This is a genomic window from Burkholderia sp. Bp8984 (assembly GCF_003853755.1).
Taxonomy (GTDB): Bacteria; Pseudomonadota; Gammaproteobacteria; order Burkholderiales; family Burkholderiaceae; genus Burkholderia.
Genome location: NZ_QTQN01000035.1, coordinates 52,410 through 69,041, shown reverse-complemented (window position 1 = coordinate 69,041; position 16,632 = coordinate 52,410). Strand labels below are relative to the sequence as shown.

The following is a 16,632-nucleotide window of genomic DNA, read 5'->3' as shown; positions in this document are numbered from 1 at the left end:
CGTGAACGCCCGCCGCGCAGCGCCTCGCATTGGCCGCGTCGGCCGGCGCGGCTTCACGTTGATCGAGATGGTCATCACCCTCGCGCTCGTGTCGATCCTCGCGCTCGCGATCATGCCGTTCTCCGAACTGATCGTGCAGCGTCAGAAGGAGCAGGAGCTGAGTGCCGCGTTGCGCGAGATTCGCACGGCGCTCGATGCGTACAAGGACGCGAGCGATGCGGGGCAGATCGAAAAGGAGGCGGAAGCGTCCGGCTATCCGCCGTCGCTGGCCGTGCTCGTGACGGGCGTGAAGAACGTCCGCGACCCGAAGGGCGGCATGATGACGTTCCTGCGCCGCGTGCCGCGCGATCCGTTCTTCGCCGGCGATCCCGATACGCCGGCCGAGGACACCTGGGATGTGCGCGCGTACGGCACGCCACCGGACCCGTCGGCCGACGCGGCTCCTGCCGCCATGGAGCCCGGCAAGGACGTGTTCGACGTGACCTCGAAATCCGCTCGTGTCGGCATCAACGGCATTCCGTACAAACAATGGTGACGGTTCATCATGAAACCCGCTCGCATGCGCAGGATCCGCGGCTTTACGCTGATCGAAATCGTGGTCGTGATGGCCATCATCGGGCTGCTTCTGACCTTGGCCGTGCCGCGCTACATGCACAGCATCGAGCGCGGGAAGGAACAGGTGCGGCGGCAGAACCTCGCGGTGATGCGCAATGCGATCGACCAGTATTACGGTGACAACGGGCAATACCCCGACACGCTCGACGAGCTGGTCGCGAAGCACTACTTGCGTGCGGTTCCGGTCGATCCGGTGAACGGCGACGACAAATGGGCGACGATCGCATCGCCGGACGACACCAAGCCGGGCGTCTACGATGTGGGCCCCGCGAGCGGTGTGCAAGGCGCGCCGCCGGGCGTGGCGGCAACGGCGGCAACGGCGGGCGTGGCCGGAGCGGTGAAATGAGCCGGTCCGGCCGGGCCGCGCGCGCGCGTGCGATGCATGTCCGCCTGCGCGGCGGGCGGCAGCGCGGGCTCGTGCTGCTCGCGCTGCTGATCGCGCTGATGCTGATGTCGATCGCGCTGGCCGGCGCGCTGGACGTTTGGTCGCTGCAGCGGCGCCGCGAACAGGAGCGGCAACTGCTGTTCGTCGGCGACCAGTACCGCAGGGCCATCGTCGCGTACTACCGTGTCGGGCGCGTATATCCGCAAACGGTCGACGACCTGCTGGACGATACGCGCTTTGCCACGCCCATGCATCATCTGCGCCGCGCATATCCGGATCCGGTCAGCGGCAAGAACGACTGGTCGTTCCTGTGGCGGGCCGACCGGTTCTACGGCGTATCCAGCAGCTCGGATGGCGCGCCGATCAAGCGCGCGGGATTTCCGGATCGATACAGGGACTTCGAGGGCCTCGAAACCTATCGGCAATGGAAGTTTCTTTACCTCGCACCGGGTATGGCCGCATCGGCCGACGAAGCGTCGCCGTCGGCGCCGGCGCGGCCGGCCAGTGCGCCGAGCCTGTCCGGTTTTCCGGGCGGCTCGCTGCCTGGACAGGTGCCGACGGGCCTGCGTTGACGCGGATTCGGCACCACGCGATACAGGCCGCACGCAAAAAAGCGCGACGCCCGCAACGGGCATCGCGCGTAAAACGGCGTGGAGCGCCGACGAATGAAACGTGATGAAGAAAGGGGCGCCCGGCTAGGGGCACCCGGCCAGGGGCGCCCCGTTAAGGACGCCCGGCCAGAGGCTCAGGCCTTCGCGAGCTTGATGCTGGTCGGCTCGGCCGTCAGGTAGCCGACGCTCGCGCCGAAGCGGTCCTTGTAGTTCGCGCGCACGAGCGGGTCGAGCGTCGCCTTGACCTTGTCGTGCAGCGGCGTCTCCCAGTCGCCCACGTGCTGGAAGTTGCTCATCACGTAGGTCCAGCCGTTGATCTCGTCGACCGCGTGCAGGCCGGTCGATTCGGCGCCGGCCGGGCACGACAGCACGCGCGCGAGCGATTTCGTGTCGACGTTGTACGCCCACAGGAAGTTGTTCACGTGCATGCCCGAGTCTTCGCCGATGAACAGCGTGCGCAGCTTTTCGGAGAACTTCAGGTTGTCGGGGTTCGCGATCTTGTCCGGGTTCGCGAGGTTGCCGAGCGCATCGGCCGCGGCGAGGTCCTCGCCGACGAGCGCGGCCGGCGCGCTCATGTCGACCGGCACCCACTCGCTGTCGATCGCGTTGCCCGACTTGTCGCGCTGGCCGGCCTTCAGGTTCAGCGCGTAGACGGCGCCCGCGGCGATCTTCTTGTCCACCGCGACGTCGCGCGACACCGCATTGCCCTTGACCATCGACGTCTCGATCCGCGACATCGCCGTGTAGACGATCTTGTCCTTCGCGTTGACCGTCGTGCCTTCGAGCTTCGTGAACGCCATGCTGCCGCCGATCAGCGCCGCGTAGCGGTGCGTCTCGAGGAACGCGGCCGCCTTTTCCATCCCGGGCTTCACGCGCATCCAGTTGAACTTGCCGCCGAAGTGGATCTTCGTGTAGCTCGCGTCGTTCGGGTCGGTCGTCGTCAGGTCCATGATGTCCGACGCCTTCAGCGTGTTCGCGAGCGTCTCGATCTCGCTGCTCGTCGCGTGTCCGATTTTGATCCACGTGAGCGTCGCGCTGCCCGCGCCGGCGGACGACGTCTGCGTCCACTTCGCGACGTACAGCGTGCCGGCCGACAGGTCGGCCGCCTTGTCGGCGACGAACATGAACAGGCCGCCGTTGGTGGCGTCGTCACCCATCATCACGGTGCGCTGGTCCGGCATCACCTGGATCAGCTCGTGCGAGATGCGGCCGAGACAGTAGTGCTTCTTCACCGTGCCGGTGCCGTCCGGATTCACCGTGATCTCGGGCAGGTGGCCGTAGTGGTAGGGGTTCGCCTTCGTCTCGTCGCCGAACGTGTTCCGGCTGAATGTCTTGAACTGCGCGTCGGTCGCGGCCTTCGTCGCGTCCGGCTCGTATTCCTCGCTCGACAGGTGCGTGCCCCACGGCGACAGGCTCGCGCCGCACGTGATCCACAGGCCGTGCGCCTTCGACGTGTCGACGTTGTGATACTTGACGACCTTCAGCGCGCCGCTGGACGGATCCTGGTCGAGCGTGATCACCGCGATCGGCGACGGCAACTGGCCGTACTGCGACGCGCTTGCCTGGTCGCGCGTCGTGTATTCGAACTGCACGACCGCGAAGACCGTGTTGCCCTTCACGCCGGCAACGCTGGCGTTCTTCAGCGTCAGCAGCGAGCTGCCGTCCGGGCAGTCCGAGTAGAACTGGCGCTCCTTGCCCGCCACCGAGCGGTCGATGATCGGCTGGTTGTTGATGTCGTAATAGCCACCCGCGAGGGTCGTGCCGCCCTTGCCGTCCGGCACCATGTCGCCCGTCACGAAGAACGGCCGGTACGCGAGCTTGAAGTTGCGCGACGAGCCGTCCGAGAACGACACCGACAGCGTCGAGCCGACCGTCGTCGTGGCCATCGCGGCCGCATTGTCGAGCGTGGGCGCGGCCATCGCCGAGAACGCCGCCGACGTGTACGCGGCGGCCGGCGTTGCCGCCACCGGATTGTCGTCGCCGCCGCAGCCGGTCAGCAGGGCCGGCAGCGCGAGGCCGGAGAGGGGCAGCATGGGCGCGCCGGCGAGGATCTTCAGGGCCTGACGACGGGAAGCATTGGGCAACGCGGGCATGTGGAGTCCAGTTTCAGATATTGGAAGAATGGCCTTCCGCGAAGCAGGCGATCAGCAAGCAAGGCGAAGGCAAGTTGAAAACTGGACAGAAGTGTAGGGACGCTAGATGAAAGTTTTTTGAATAGAAAACGTAATGATGTGTCGGGCGTCCGTTAGGCGGGCTGCCGGACGCCGGTCGCAAGCGTTTGCGCTCAGTCGCGCTCGGGCGTCGCCGAGATGCGGTGGATCGACAGGTCGGCACCGTCGAATTCGGCTTCGCGATCGAGGCGCAGCCCGACGGTCGCCTTCAGCGCGCCGTACACGAGCGTGCCGCCCGCGGTGGCGATCGCGATGCCGCCGAGCGTGCCGATCAGCTGCGACACGAACGACACGCCGCCGAGGCCGCCGAGCGCGGGTTGCCCGAACACGCCGGCCGCAATGCCGCCGAGCGCGCCGCACATCCCGTGCAGCGGCCACACGCCGAGCACGTCGTCGATGCGCCACTTGTTCTGCACGCAGGTGAACATCGCGACGAACAGTGCGCCGGCCGCGGCACCCGTGACGAGCGCGCCGATCGGGTGCATCACGTCGGAGCCCGCGCAGACGGCGACGAGGCCCGCGAGCGGGCCGTTGTACGTGAAGCCCGGATCGTTGCGGCCGGCCATCCCCGCGGCGAGCGTGCCGCCGACCATCGCCATCAGCGAGTTCACGGCGACGAGGCCGCTGATCTTGTCGAGCGTCTGCGCGCTCATCACGTTGAAGCCGAACCAGCCGACCGCGAGCACCCACGCGCCGAGTGCGAGGAACGGGATGTTCGACGGCGGATGCGCGGCGATCCGGCCGTCCTTCGCATAGCGGCCGTGGCGGGCGCCGAGCAGCAGCACGGCCGGCAGCGCGACCCAGCCGCCGAACGCGTGCACGACGACCGAGCCCGCGAAATCGTGGAACGGCGCGCCGAATGCATGCGTGAGCGAGGCTTGCACGCCGAAGCGCTCGTTCCATGCGATCCCTTCGAAGAACGGATAGATGAAGCCGACGATGATCAGCGTCGCGACGAGCTGCGGATTGAATTTCGCGCGCTCCGCGATGCCGCCGGACACGATCGCGGGGATGGCCGCCGCGAACGTCAGCAGGAAGAAGAAGCGCACGAGCGCGTAGCCGTTGTGCTGCGACAGCGTGCCGATGTCGTCGAAGAACTCGACGCCGTACGCGATCGTATAGCCGATGAAGAAGTACGCGAGCGTCGACACCGAGAAGTCGACCAGGATCTTCACGAGCGCGTTGACCTGGTTCTTCTTGCGGACCGTGCCGAGCTCGAGAAATGCGAAGCCCGCGTGCATCGCGAGCACCATGACGGCGCCGATCAACAGGAACAGTGTATCGACGCCGGATTTCAGACCATCCATGCCGTGGCTTCCTTGCGCAAAAAACGGGCGAGGAATGCAAGTATCGAGCCAACTTGGTGAACGGTTGCGTGCAATTGGTGCGAAGCGCCGTTTGGTGCGGCATTCCGGTGATGCCTGCACGATGACGGGGCAGGTCGCGTGCGGCGCGAATGCCGTGACGGATGCACGTGTGTGGTGCGGTGCGTGCGCAACTGGTGCGTGCGATGCGCGCCGCGGTGCGGCGTGGTGCGCCGCGATGCACCGGTCTGGCGCGTCAGCGGCGCGCGAACAGCGCGCGCGGGCGCCGCAGCCGCCACGCGCTCGCGGACCAGTAGGCGGCGACGGCCGAGAGCCCGAGCGCCGCGAACGAAAGCGCGGCGAGGCCCGCGTACGACTGGTCGTCGCCGGCGGGGCCGAGGATGCCTTGCAGCACGATCAGCGCCGCCGTCCAGAAGCCGATCACCGCCTGCACGAGCAGCCGGGCGCAGGCGACGCGGCGCGGGCGCCCGGCGTCACGCAGGCGTGCCGCGGAGGGTGAGCGAAGGCACAGGAACAGGGTGGCGGCGAGCACGGCGGCCAGCGTGATGAACCAGTCGATGAGGAAAGCCATGAAGAAAGCGGAAAGCGGGTGGAGCGGATGGAAGCCTGCTCACTTTAGTGCTGGCGCGCGTGCGATTGAATCAGACAAGTCCGAAATTGAAAGGCATTTTTAATCGGGAGTCGGCATTGGCCCTGTTCCACAGGCGGTATCATCGACACCGGTCCAACCCTGCAGGCCGTGCGGCGCACGGCCGGAGATTGCTGATGAAGATGAAGACTTCGCGGGCGCGTCGCATGCCCGGGTCCGTGCTGGCGGCCGCGGCCGTCGGCGCGGTATTGTTGCTCGCAGGCTGCGAGAAGTCCGGCACGCCGGCCACGCAACCCGATACGGCCGCGAGCGCGGCCGCCGATGCCGCAAACAACGCGGCCAAGGCGCTCGACCAGGTGGCGAGCACCGTCAACCAGCAGATCAACGCCGCGAAGGCCGGCATCGCGAGCGCGGCATCGGCCGTGCCGCCGCTGTCCGCGAGCGGCCTCGCGTCCGCCGCGCAGGCGCAGATCGATGCGGCCGCTTCCGCGGTCGTCGCGCACGCGGCATCGGAAGCCGGCGCGAAGATCGCGGAGGCCGGCAAGAAGCTTCAGCAGTGGAGTCAGCAGAACGCGTCGGGTGCGAAGCCGGCCAGCGGCGAGTAGCGGGCCTTGCGCAATTCGCGAAATGTAATTATAGTGGTTACACATTGTCGCCGGCTGCCGTTCGGGCCGGCGTCGCCGAGTGAGTGAGGAATGAATACCAGCAGCCGGTTCGCGTTTGCCGTTCACGTGCTCGCCTTGCTGTCGATGCAGGAAGGCGCGCCGCTGTCGTCCGACATCATCGCGGGCAGCGTGAACACGAATCCGGCGCTGATTCGCCGTCTGTTGTCGATGCTGGCGGCCGCGGGGCTGACCACGTCGCAGCTCGGCGCGGGCGGCGGGGCGCTGCTGGCGCGCGAGCCGGGCGAGATCACGCTGCTCGACGTGTATCGCGCGGTCGACGACGCGCAGCTGTTCGCGCTGCACCGCGAGGCGCCGAATCCCGCGTGTCTCGTCGGGCGGCACATCCAGGGCGTGCTGATCGACTATATCGGCGACGCGCAGCGCGCGATGGAAGCATCGCTTGCCACGCGCACGCTCGCGGACGTCACGGCCGACGTGCTCGCATCGGAGCAGCGCGGCCGGCCGGCGGGGAACGCGAGCGGCTGAGCGCAGGCAGCGGATGAGGCAGGGCAGGAGGCCGGATGGCGCGCATTGCGTGGCGCCCGGCACGACGGAGTGCGGCTCCGTTTTTTTTCGGTCTTATATGTAATTGCTGTAGTTACTTATTTATTTCTGGAGAATCGACATGACGCAACGTTCCTTGAACATCGCACTGTTTGGCGCCACCGGGATGATCGGCTCGCGCATTGCCGCGGAAGCCGCGCGCCGCGGCCATCGCGTGACCGCGCTGTCGCGCCATCCGGGGGCGGCGGCCGACGGCATCACCGCGAAGGCGGCCGACCTGTTCGATGCGGCCAGCATCGCGGCCGCGCTGCCGGGCCACGACGTCGTCGCCAGCGCGTACAGCCCGAAACAGGACGATCCCGCCAAGGTCGTCGCCGCGGCGAAGGCGCTGGTGGAAAGCACGCGCCAGGCGGGCCTGAAGCGGCTCGTGGTGGTGGGTGGCGCCGGGTCGCTCGAGGTCGCGCCGGGCAAGCAGCTGGTCGACACCGAAGGTTTCCCGGACGCGTACAAGGCGGTCGCGCTCGCGCACCGCGATGCGCTCGACTATCTGAAGACGGTCGGCGATCTCGACTGGACGTTCTTCGCGCCGGCCGCGCTGATCGCACCGGGCGAGCGCACGGGCACGTTCCGCACGGGCGTCGGCAAGCTGATCGTGGACGCGCAGGGCAACAGCAGGATCTCGGCGGAAGACTATGCGGTCGCGTTCGTCGATGCGCTCGAGCAAGACAGCTTCGTGCGCGAGATCGCGACCGTCGCGTATTGAGCGGCATCGTGGCGAGGCGGCACGCAAGTGCCGCATTCGCCGTGAGCGGCGCGCGGCGGGCAGCGCAGCCGCAGTAACCACGGGCGATTCCATCTCGACGGGTGGAATCGCCCGTTTTCGTATGGGCGCCGATGATTCATGGACCGACGTGCACGCGATCCGTGCGCGACGCGGATCCGTCCCAGCCTGATTGGTATTTATCCCGGTCGACGCCGCGCAGCGGTTTCCATATTGTTCCCCGTCATGCAGGATGCATAGAAAAAATTTCTATCTACGAGGGACTGGGTAAATGGATGCCATCGATCGCAAGCTGCTGGAGCTGTTGCAGGCAGATGCCACATTGCCGATCGCGGAACTCGCGCAGCGCGTGAACCTGTCGCAGACACCCTGCTGGAAGCGCGTGCAGCGGCTCAAGGAAACCGGCGCGATCCGCGCGCAGGTCGCGCTGTGCGATCCGCGCAAGCTCGGGGTCGGCACGACCGTGTTCGTCGCGATCCGCACGAACCAGCACACCGAGGAGTGGGCGCAGCGTTTCACGCAGGTCGTGTGCGACATGCCGGAAGTCGTCGAGGTCTACCGGATGAGCGGCGAGACCGACTATCTGCTGCGGGTCGTGGTGGCCGGCATCGACGATTTCGATCGCGTGTACAAGCAACTGATCCGCGCGGTGCCGCTGTTCGACGTGAGCTCGTCGTTCGCGATGGAGCAGATCAAGTATTCGACCGCGCTGCCGGTGCGCGATCTGGCCGAGCCGGCGTAGCGCGCGGAACGGCAACGCGTCGCGGCGCATCGCGTCGGTGCGGGTGGGTTGCGTGTTCCCGCCGCCGTGGCCCGACGTCGTCGTAATGGCCCGCTCAGCGGCCGCGCGACATGGCGCGTGCACGTTCGTCCGCCAGCGCGTCGCGGCGCACGAACTCCGCGACGAACGGGCTGGCCGGATGGTGATGCAGCGCGTACGGCGTGTCCCATTGCGCGAGCCGGCCGTCCTTCATCACGCCGATCCGGTCGGCGATCGCGAACGCTTCAGCCTGGTTGTGCGTGACGAGGATCGCGGTGTGACCCGTGCGCTTGAGGATGTCGCGCAGCTCGAACGCGAGCCGCTCGCGCGTATCGACGTCGAGATTCGAGAACGGCTCGTCGAGCAGCAGCAGCTCCGGCGACGGCGCGAGCGCGCGGGCGAGGGCGACGCGCTGCTGCTGGCCGCCCGACAGTTCGTGCGGATACGCGCTGCCTGACGCGGCGAGGCCGACGAGTTCGAGCAGGTCCGCGACGCGGGCGCGCCGCTCGGCCTTCGGCATGCGCCGCAGGCCGAACGCGACGTTGTCGGCCGCGCTCAGGTGCGGGAACAGCGCATAGTCCTGGAACATCATGCCGATGCGCCGCCGCTCGGGCGGCACGTCGAGCGACGGCGCCGAGACGGGCGTGCCGTCCAGCACGATGCGTCCCATGCGCACGGGCTCGAAGCCCGCGATCGCGCGCAGCACGGTGGTCTTGCCGCAGCCCGATGCGCCGAGCAGGCAGCCGATGTCGCCGCGCGGCAGCGCGAGGCTCAGCCGGTCGACCACCGTGCGGCGGCCGTGCGGCGTATCGTAGGCGACGCAGAGGTCGTCGAGTTCGAGCAGGTTCACGGTGTCAGGCTCCGATCTTGTGACGGGTGCGCGCGAGCAGGATCACGGGCACGAGCCCGGCCAGCACGATCGCGAGCGCGGCGACCGCGCCTTCCTCGTAGGTGCCGCGCGCGGCTTCCGCATACAGCCAGGTCGCGAGCGTGTCGAAATTCAGCGGACGCAGCAGCAGCGTCGCCGGCAGCTCCTTCATCGCATCGACGAACACGAGCAGCGCGCTCGTCGTGAGCGCGGGCCGCAGCAGCGGCAGGTGCACGCGGCGCAGCGTGCCGCCGGCCGTCTCGCCGAGCGAGCGCGCGGCCTGTTCGAGCGATGGCGGAATGCGCGCGAGGCCGGCTTCGATGCTGCCGGCCGAGATCGCGAGAAAGCGCACGGTGTACGCGATCACGAGCGCGGCCGCCGACCCCATCAGCAGCAGCCCGTCGCGGCCGAGCGCGGCGCCCAGCAGCCGGTCGGCGGCCGCGAACGGGATCAGCAGGCCGATCGCGAGCACGGTGCCCGGCACCGCGTAGCCGAGGCTCGCGATTCGCGCGCACACGCGGGCCGGGCCCGCGCGCGCGCTGTCGCGCTGCGCGCGCGCCGCCCACGCGACGACCAGCCCGCATGCGAGCGTCGCGATCGTTGCGGCGGCGGCGATCGTCAGCGTATTCGCAAGCCCGGTCAGCAACTGCGCGGATACGCCGCCGACGAGATGCAGCCGCTTGCCGGTCTCGACCGCGAGGTACGCGGCCGGCGCGCCGAAGCCGAGCAGCACCGGCAGCCAGCCGAGCGCGGCGGCGCTCCACGCGGCCGCGCCGGTCAGCTTGCGTGGCGCGAGCGGGCGCATGCGGCGGCCGTGCGCGTAGCGCTGGCGGCGGCGCCCGTGGCGTTCGAGCACGATCATGCCGACCACGATCGCGAGCATCGCGAGCGCGATCTGCGCGGCGCCCGCGAGATCGGAGCGCGTGATCCACGTGGTGTAGACCGATACGGTCAGCGTCTGCACGCCGAGGAATTCCGATGCGCCGATGTCGTTCAGCGTTTCGAGCAGCGCGAGGCTCACGCCGACCGCGATCGCGGGCCGCGCGAGCGGGACGACGACGCGCCAGAACGTCGCGATGCGTCCGGCGCCGAGCGTGCGCGCGGCTTCGAGCAGGCTCGCGGACTGCGTGACGAACATCGCCCGCGTGCTCAGGTACACATACGGATACAGCACGAAGCCGAGCACGAAGATCGCGCCGGGCAGCGAGCGCAGGTCGGGCAGGCGGAACTGGCGCGGGCTGTCGAAGCCGAGCAGCCAGCGGATCGCGCCCTGCACGGGGCCGATCGGGTGGAGCAGGTCGAGATACGCGAACGCGACGATGTAGGTGGGCACCGCGAGCGGCAGCAGCAGCGCCCAGGTCAGCATCCGGCGGCCCGGAAAATCGTACGCGGTGACGAGCCACGCGCAGCCGGTGCCGACGACCGTGACAATCGCGCCGACGCCCGCGAGCAGCAGCAGCGTATTGGCGAGCGCCTGCGGCAGCACGAATTCGGCGAGGTGCTGCCAGTGCGCGAGATCGGCGCCGAGCGCGGCGGCGACCAGCACCGCGAGCGGCGCGGCGACCACCGCGGCGATCGCGACGGCCGCGCCCAGCCAGAGGCTGCCCGCGCGCGAACCGAGCGGCCGGCGGCGCGCGCGGACGAACGCTGCATCAGTTGTCAAAGCCGACCTTGTCGACGAGCTGGCTGGCCGCCTTGCGGTGCTTCGCGATGTCGGCCAGCGGCAGCGGGTCGACCTTCAGCGTGCCGAAGCTCGCGATCACCGGGTCGAGCTTCACGTTCGCGCGCACCGGGTATTCGTAGTTCGCCTGCGCATACAGCGCCTGCGCTTCCGGCGACACGAGGTACTCGAGCAGCTTCACCGCGTTGGCCTTGTGCGGCGCGTGCTTCGCGACCGTCGCGCCGCTGATGTTGACGTGCGTGCCGCCGCTCTTCGCGTTCGCGAACGTCGGCCGCACGACCTTGATCGCGTCGCCCCACTTGCGCGCGTCGCTGCCGGCTTCCGCGTTCTTCATGTGACCGACGTAGTACGCGTTCGCGAGGCCGACGTCGCAGATGCCGCCGAGAATGTCGCGCGCGACGTCGCGGTCGCCGCCCGTCGCCTTGCGAGCGAGGTTCGCCTTCACGCCGCGCAGCCACTTTTCGGTCGCGGCTTCGCCGTCGTGCGCGATCATCGCCGCGACGAGTGCCGTGTTGTACGGATGCTGCCCCGAGCGGATGCAGACCTTGCCCTTCCATTTCGGATCGGCGAGATCCTCGTAGCGGAACGCGTCGACCTTCAGGTCCTTCTCCACGTACAGCACGCGATCGCGCAGCGACAGCGCGTACCAGTCGCCCTGCGCGCCGCGCAGGTTCGCGGGGATCGCGTCGTCGAGCACCTTCGAGCGTACCGGCTGCGCGAGCCCGCCGTCGACGAGATCGAGCAGGTTGCCGATGTCGACCGTCATCAGCACGTCCGCCGGCGACTGCGTGCCTTCCGCCTTCACGCGCTCGAGCAGGCCGTCCTTCACGAACACCGTATTGACCTTGACGCCGCTCTGTTTCGTGAACGCGTCGATGAGCGGCTGGATCAGCTTCGGTTCGCGGGTGGTGTACAGGCTCACTTCCTCGGCCGCGTGGGCCAGCGGCGCGAATGTGGCGGCGGCAAGGGCCAGGGCGCCGGCGAGCGGCAGCAGGCATGTGCGCGGATTCGACATGGAGACTCCAATGAGGCAGGCGGACGAGGAAGCGTTCCGGGGCGAGCCTGCCGCCTGAGCGACCCGAAACATTACAAAGCGAAAGATTTCGGATTCTAGATCGGAATGGGAATGATTATCAAATGAAAGGTGATGGAAAGTGCTGCGGAAGGAACGGGGAGGGGCACGGCGACGGGGCGTCGCGGCACGGGCGCAAGCGCGTAGAATGCCCGCTTCAACGAATTCGACGGAGCCGCACCGACCATGAACGATCAGCGCAAGAAGAACCCTGTCCGCAACGTGAGCATCCTGATCGTCGTGGTCGTGCTGTTCGTGATCGGGACGATCTTGTACAACGCGATCTCGCAGAAGCGTGCGTACGACGAGGCCCATCCGGCCGAGGCCGCGAGCGCCGCGTCGCACTGACGCTGACACGGATGCGCATGGTCGCTGCGTGGCCCGGTCGGGCGGCCAGCGATGTGTGTGTGGGAAGCGGGAAGCGGCGGCGGGCGACGCGCGAAGCGCCGCGTTACGCCGGGAGAGACGCGGGCGCCGAAGCCGGCGCGCCGCATGCAAGGATCAGGCGTGCGTCATCGTGACGCAGGCGCAAACTTCGGGCGGATCCGAGCGTAGAACACGGCCGCGAGCAGCGCGAGCCATGCCGCGCCGACGTAGAGCGCGACACGCGTATCCTCGAACCAGCCGAGCATCACGATCACGAAGCCCATGAACGCGATCGTCAACGCTGGCGCGACGGGCCACAGCGGCACCTTGAACTTCAGCGCCGCGACTTCCGCGCTCGACAGGCGACGGCGCATCGCGACCTGCGACAGCAGGATCATCAGCCACACCCACACGGTCGCGAACGTCGCGATCGCCGCGACCACCAGGAACACGTCCTTCGGCATCAGGTAGTTGAGCAGCACGCCGACCAGCAGCGCGCCGGCCATCACGAGCACCGTGACCCACGGCACGCCGTGCCGCGACGTCGTCATCAGCACGCGCGGCGCCTGGCCCTGCCGCGCCATCCCGAACATCATCCGGCCCGCGCCGAAGATGTCGCTGTTGATCGCCGAGATCGCCGCGCTGATCACCACGAGGTTGAGGATCGTCGCGGCCGACTTCACGCCGAGCGCCGAGAAGATCTGCACGAACGGGCTGCCGTCGCTGCCGACGCCGGTCCACGGGCTGATCGACATCAGCACGACCATCGTCAGCACGTAGAACAGCAGGATGCGCGCGGGCACCGCGTTGATCGCGCGCGGAATCACGCGCTCCGGGTCCTTCGCCTCGCCGGCGCTCATCCCGATCACCTCGATGCCGCCGTACGCGAAGATCACGACCGACAGCGACGCGATCAACCCGCCGATCCCGTTCGGGAAGAAGCCGCCGTGGTTCCACAGGTTCGCGAACGTCGGCACGTCGGCCGAATGGCCGAAATGCATGCCGCTCAGCAGGATCGCGACGCCGCCGCCGATCATCGCGACGATCGCGCCGACCTTGATGATCGACAGCCAGAATTCGAGCTCGCCGAACACCTTCACGTGGCACAGGTTCAGCCCGCAGATGACCGCGACGACGCCGAGCACCCAGATCCATTGCGGGACATCCGGAAACCAGAAGCCCATGTAGATGCCGAACGCGGTGATGTCGGCGATCGCGACGATCACCATTTCGAGCGTGTAGGTCCAGCCGGTGACGAAGCCCGCGAACGGCCCGAGGTTTTCCGTCGCGTAGTGGCCGAACGAGCCCGCGACGGGCTCGCGCACGGCCATCTCGCCGAGCGCGCGCATCACCATGTAGACGGCCGCGCCGCCCAGGATATAGGCCAGGATCACCGCCGGGCCCGCGAGCTGGATCGCGGACGCCGAGCCGTAGAACAGGCCGGTGCCGATCGCCGAGCCCAGCGCGAGAAAGCGGATGTGCCGCGCGCTCAGGTGGCGCTGCAAGTTTTTCATCGAGTCTCCGATATCGTTTTATGCGACGGACCGGGCAAGCGGGACCGGTCCCGATGGCTCAAGTTGTCTATACAACTTAAATGTGAACGAATGATAACAAGCCGGGCCATGTGACCGGAATCGGGTATTCCCTGACTGGCGCAACCGGCGGAATCGGGCGTGGGGCCATCGCGCGGCGGGCGCGCGGGCCCTGTGGGGCGTGCGGGGCGGGCGGGGCATGCGTCGGAAGGGGATTGCGGGAGCGGGGCGCGCCGCTGGCCGGCCTGCATGCGCGGGCGGCCGGCGGCGGGACAACTTCATGCCGTCATGCGGGCAGGCGAATGACGCTTGCGTCCTTGCGGATCAGCAGCGACGACGCGAGCATCTGCTTGCACTGGTGCGCGAGCACCTTCAGGTCGTGCGTGAGCTCGGCGCCCACCGCGTCGGATTTTTCCGCGGACACGACCATCGCGTCGAGGTCACGCGTGATCTGCTTCGTCGCGTCGAGCTGGTCGGCCGGCGGCGGCTCGCCGGCTTCCGCCTTCTCGAGATTCTCGAGCACGGCGGACAGGCCGCGGCGCAGCGCATCGTCGTGGACGAGGTGCGCGTCGGCCGCGCATGCGCTTCGGATCAGCGGGGCGGCGGCGGTGATCTGCGCGCCGAGCACGTGCGTCTGCACGAGCAGGTCGTTCAGTTCGGGCACGAAGCGCTGGTGCGCCTTCGGCTCGATCATCATCCGCTGGAACGCCTGGCCGAGGTTCGCGAACGCGATGTGCACGTCCTTGCGCGCAAGGCGGTAGCGGTAGTCGTCGTCGAGGGTGGCGGCCGGTGTCTCGATCGCCGCGGCGACGACCGGCACGACCGCCGCGCCGTCGGCGGCCGGCACCGGCGGAGGCGATGCACCGCGCCCGGCGCGCCAGACGGCCTCGAAATACTTGCGGGTCGACGTCAGCATGTCGCTGACGAGCTTGCCCATCAGCCGGTATTCCCAGTACGGGAACAGGCGGCTCGCGGCGATTGCGATCATGCAGCCGACCACCGTGTCGATCGCGCGCTCGCCGATGATCCGCATGCTGCCCGGCGCGAGCAGGTGGAACATCAGCAGTACATAAGACGACGTGAATACGACGCTCGCCGCGTAGTTGAACAGCAGCAGGCTGTAGCTCATCACCATCGACCCGAACATGATCGCGATCAGCAGGTGCGGCTCCTTGACCGTGTAGATCAGCGCGATGCTCGCCGCGCAGCCGATCAGCGTGCCGACGATACGCTGGGCGTTGCGCTGCTTGGTGAGCGAGTAGCCGGGTTTCAGGATGATGATGGTCGTCATCACGATCCAGTACGCGTTCGTGAGCGGCAGCAGCCGGCCGAGCCAGAAGCCGACCGCGACCGCGATCGTCACGCGCAGCGCGTGGCGGAAGCTCGGCGAGCGCATGTTCAGGTTCGAGAAGATCAGCAGCGGCGACATCCGGCGCCGCTGCAGGAAGCGCGTGAGCGCCTTGTCGATCTTCAGTTCGGTCTGCTGCGGGTCGGCATGGCCCGACAGGTTGCGGCGCATCCGGTCGATCAGGCGCGTCGCGCTCCAGATGCGCCGGAACGTCGCGAGCACGGCCGCGTAGGCTTCCGCGTTGGTGGCCGGAAAGCTCTTCTTGCGCATCAGCTCGATCTCGTACTCGATCGCGCGCAGTTCGGCCTTCACGCTGATGCGCGAATGCGGCGCGCGGTTCTCGAGCACCGCGAGACCGATCTCCTCGAGATCGGCGGCCGCCTTGCAGATCAGGTCGCGATAGAAAATGATCAGGTCGGAGCCGCCGAACGTGTTGCGTATGAGCGGGTAGTCGGTGTGTGCGCCAACGAACAGTTCGTGCAGGTCGACGCTGTTGATGAACAGGTTGTACATCGTCGCGCGGCCGGGATCGAGCTTGCCGCGGCGCAGCTTCGGCAGGTTGCGCAACACGATGTCGCGCGCGGTTTCCTGCGTCTCGACCGCGGTGATCTGCTTCGCGACGAGATTGCGGTAGCACTCGTCGAGATCGGCGTCGAGATCGTAGAACCGCGCGCGCGCGAGCAGGTAGTCGGCGCACGCGAACAGGCTTTCGGCGAGCGCTTGCTGCTCGATCCGGCGCGCCTGCCATTGCGACACGAGCGTCGCCCAGTACGTGTACCAGAGGCCGCCCGCGAGAATCCAGCCGGCATTGATGAACGCCTGCAGCGGCGTGAACTTCTCCTCGAGCGTCATCACCATCATGAACAGCGTCGCGAAGCTGATCTGCGGCCAGCGGTTGCCGTAGACGACGATCAGCGACAGCACGAACGTGAGCGGCACGATCGTCAGCCACAGCGCGAAGATGTTCGGCGTGGCGAGGCCGGTCGCGAGCGCGGCCAGGAAGCCGATCACGCTGCACGCGAGCATTTCGTTGTGCTTGTACTTCAGCGGGCCCGGCATGTCGACGACGCACGCGCCGAGCGCGCCGGTCGAGATCGTGAAGCCGAGCTCCCGGTTGTGAAACACGATCAGGCACAGCACGGCCGGCAGCGATACGCCGACCGCGATCCGCAGGCCGCCGAAAAAGTACTGGCTGTAGAAAAACTTTCTGATTTCGACCGAATAGCGCATCGATGGGCTGAATGACAGACGAAGACGCCCGGGGCGGCGTATTGACTGGCGACGAGTCTATCGTATTTCGCGGTCCGCAAAACCTGGCCGTTCGGACGAGGTTCATCGCGACGGCCCTTTTGCTATCCT

The 16,632-nt window shown here is 67.9% G+C and carries 16 protein-coding genes; 8 read left to right on the top strand and 8 right to left on the bottom strand.

The features are described 5' to 3' along the window. The first annotated feature begins 1 nt into the window (after position 1). The 3 genes from DID98_RS28525 to DID98_RS28515 are packed head-to-tail and all read left to right on the top strand — an operon-like array spanning position 2 to position 1,572. Entirely contained in the window at positions 2-535 is a 534-nt protein-coding gene (locus DID98_RS28525; RefSeq protein ID WP_124487514.1) for a type II secretion system protein, read from the top strand. A 9-nt stretch (positions 536-544) separates the two neighbouring features. Further along, the gene (locus DID98_RS28520; protein WP_124571823.1) at positions 545-961 is read left to right on the top strand and encodes a type IV pilin protein; all 417 of its coding nucleotides are present in this window, start codon (positions 545-547) and stop codon (positions 959-961) included. After that, a complete protein-coding gene (locus tag DID98_RS28515; protein ID WP_124571822.1) occupies positions 958-1,572 on the top strand; it encodes a type II secretion system protein in 615 nt (204 codons plus the stop codon). Before DID98_RS28520 ends, DID98_RS28515 begins: the two co-directional genes overlap by 4 nt. Before the next feature lie 173 nt (positions 1,573-1,745). Here the strand turns inward: DID98_RS28515 and DID98_RS28510 are convergent, their stop codons facing one another. From DID98_RS28510 to DID98_RS28500, 3 genes are all read right to left on the bottom strand, one after another. Next, positions 1,746-3,704 carry a PhoX family phosphatase gene (locus tag DID98_RS28510; RefSeq protein WP_124571821.1) on the bottom strand — a complete coding sequence of 653 codons (1,959 nt, stop codon included), beginning with the start codon at positions 3,702-3,704 and terminating at the stop codon, positions 1,746-1,748. Positions 3,705-3,895: 191 nt separating this feature from the next. Then, complete coding sequence (locus tag DID98_RS28505) at positions 3,896-5,089, bottom strand: ammonium transporter (RefSeq protein WP_124571820.1); 1,194 nt, start codon at positions 5,087-5,089, stop codon at positions 3,896-3,898. A 253-nt stretch (positions 5,090-5,342) separates the two neighbouring features. Beyond that, positions 5,343-5,678: a hypothetical protein gene (locus tag DID98_RS28500; protein ID WP_124487518.1), complete on the bottom strand. Its 336-nt coding sequence runs from the start codon at positions 5,676-5,678 to the stop codon at positions 5,343-5,345. 194 nt (positions 5,679-5,872) lie between these two features. On the opposite strand from DID98_RS28500, the gene DID98_RS28495 reads away from it, so the two are divergent. The 4 genes from DID98_RS28495 to DID98_RS28480 all read left to right on the top strand — a co-directional run bounded on the left by DID98_RS28495 (position 5,873) and on the right by DID98_RS28480 (position 8,388). Further along, entirely contained in the window at positions 5,873-6,301 is a 429-nt protein-coding gene (locus DID98_RS28495; protein ID WP_124487519.1) for a hypothetical protein, read from the top strand. 90 nt (positions 6,302-6,391) lie between these two features. Continuing rightward, positions 6,392-6,847: an Rrf2 family transcriptional regulator gene (locus tag DID98_RS28490; RefSeq protein ID WP_124487520.1), complete on the top strand. Its 456-nt coding sequence runs from the start codon at positions 6,392-6,394 to the stop codon at positions 6,845-6,847. A gap of 139 nt (positions 6,848-6,986) precedes the next feature. Further along, entirely contained in the window at positions 6,987-7,628 is a 642-nt protein-coding gene (locus DID98_RS28485) for an NAD(P)-dependent oxidoreductase (protein WP_124571819.1), read from the top strand. A gap of 289 nt (positions 7,629-7,917) precedes the next feature. After that, positions 7,918-8,388 (top strand): Lrp/AsnC family transcriptional regulator, encoded by a 471-nt coding sequence (locus DID98_RS28480; RefSeq protein WP_044848024.1) that lies wholly within the window; start codon positions 7,918-7,920, stop codon positions 8,386-8,388. Between the two features lie 94 nt (positions 8,389-8,482). On the opposite strand, the gene DID98_RS28475 is transcribed toward DID98_RS28480, so the two are convergent. The 3 genes from DID98_RS28475 to DID98_RS28465 are packed head-to-tail and all read right to left on the bottom strand — an operon-like array spanning position 8,483 to position 11,970. Continuing rightward, on the bottom strand, positions 8,483-9,256 hold the full coding sequence (locus DID98_RS28475) for an ABC transporter ATP-binding protein (RefSeq protein WP_124571818.1): 774 nt from the start codon (positions 9,254-9,256) through the stop codon (positions 8,483-8,485). Between the two features lie 4 nt (positions 9,257-9,260). Further along, the gene (locus DID98_RS28470; RefSeq protein ID WP_124571817.1) at positions 9,261-10,937 is read right to left on the bottom strand and encodes an iron ABC transporter permease; all 1,677 of its coding nucleotides are present in this window, start codon (positions 10,935-10,937) and stop codon (positions 9,261-9,263) included. Beyond that, positions 10,927-11,970, bottom strand: coding sequence for a Fe(3+) ABC transporter substrate-binding protein (locus tag DID98_RS28465; RefSeq protein WP_124523876.1), 1,044 nt, complete (start codon positions 11,968-11,970; stop codon positions 10,927-10,929). Before DID98_RS28465 ends, DID98_RS28470 begins: the two co-directional genes overlap by 11 nt. A gap of 243 nt (positions 11,971-12,213) precedes the next feature. Between DID98_RS28465 and DID98_RS28460 the strand changes: the two genes are divergently transcribed. Further along, positions 12,214-12,375 (top strand): hypothetical protein, encoded by a 162-nt coding sequence (locus tag DID98_RS28460; RefSeq protein WP_124487525.1) that lies wholly within the window; start codon positions 12,214-12,216, stop codon positions 12,373-12,375. Positions 12,376-12,539: 164 nt separating this feature from the next. Here DID98_RS28460 and DID98_RS28455 read toward each other — a convergent pair whose 3' ends face one another. Both DID98_RS28455 and DID98_RS28450 read right to left on the bottom strand, forming a co-directional pair. Then, positions 12,540-13,907 carry an amino acid permease gene (locus DID98_RS28455; protein ID WP_124571816.1) on the bottom strand — a complete coding sequence of 456 codons (1,368 nt, stop codon included), beginning with the start codon at positions 13,905-13,907 and terminating at the stop codon, positions 12,540-12,542. 304 nt (positions 13,908-14,211) lie between these two features. After that, complete coding sequence (locus DID98_RS28450; protein WP_124523878.1) at positions 14,212-16,503, bottom strand: FUSC family membrane protein; 2,292 nt, start codon at positions 16,501-16,503, stop codon at positions 14,212-14,214. Between the last annotated feature and the right edge of the window lie 129 nt (positions 16,504-16,632).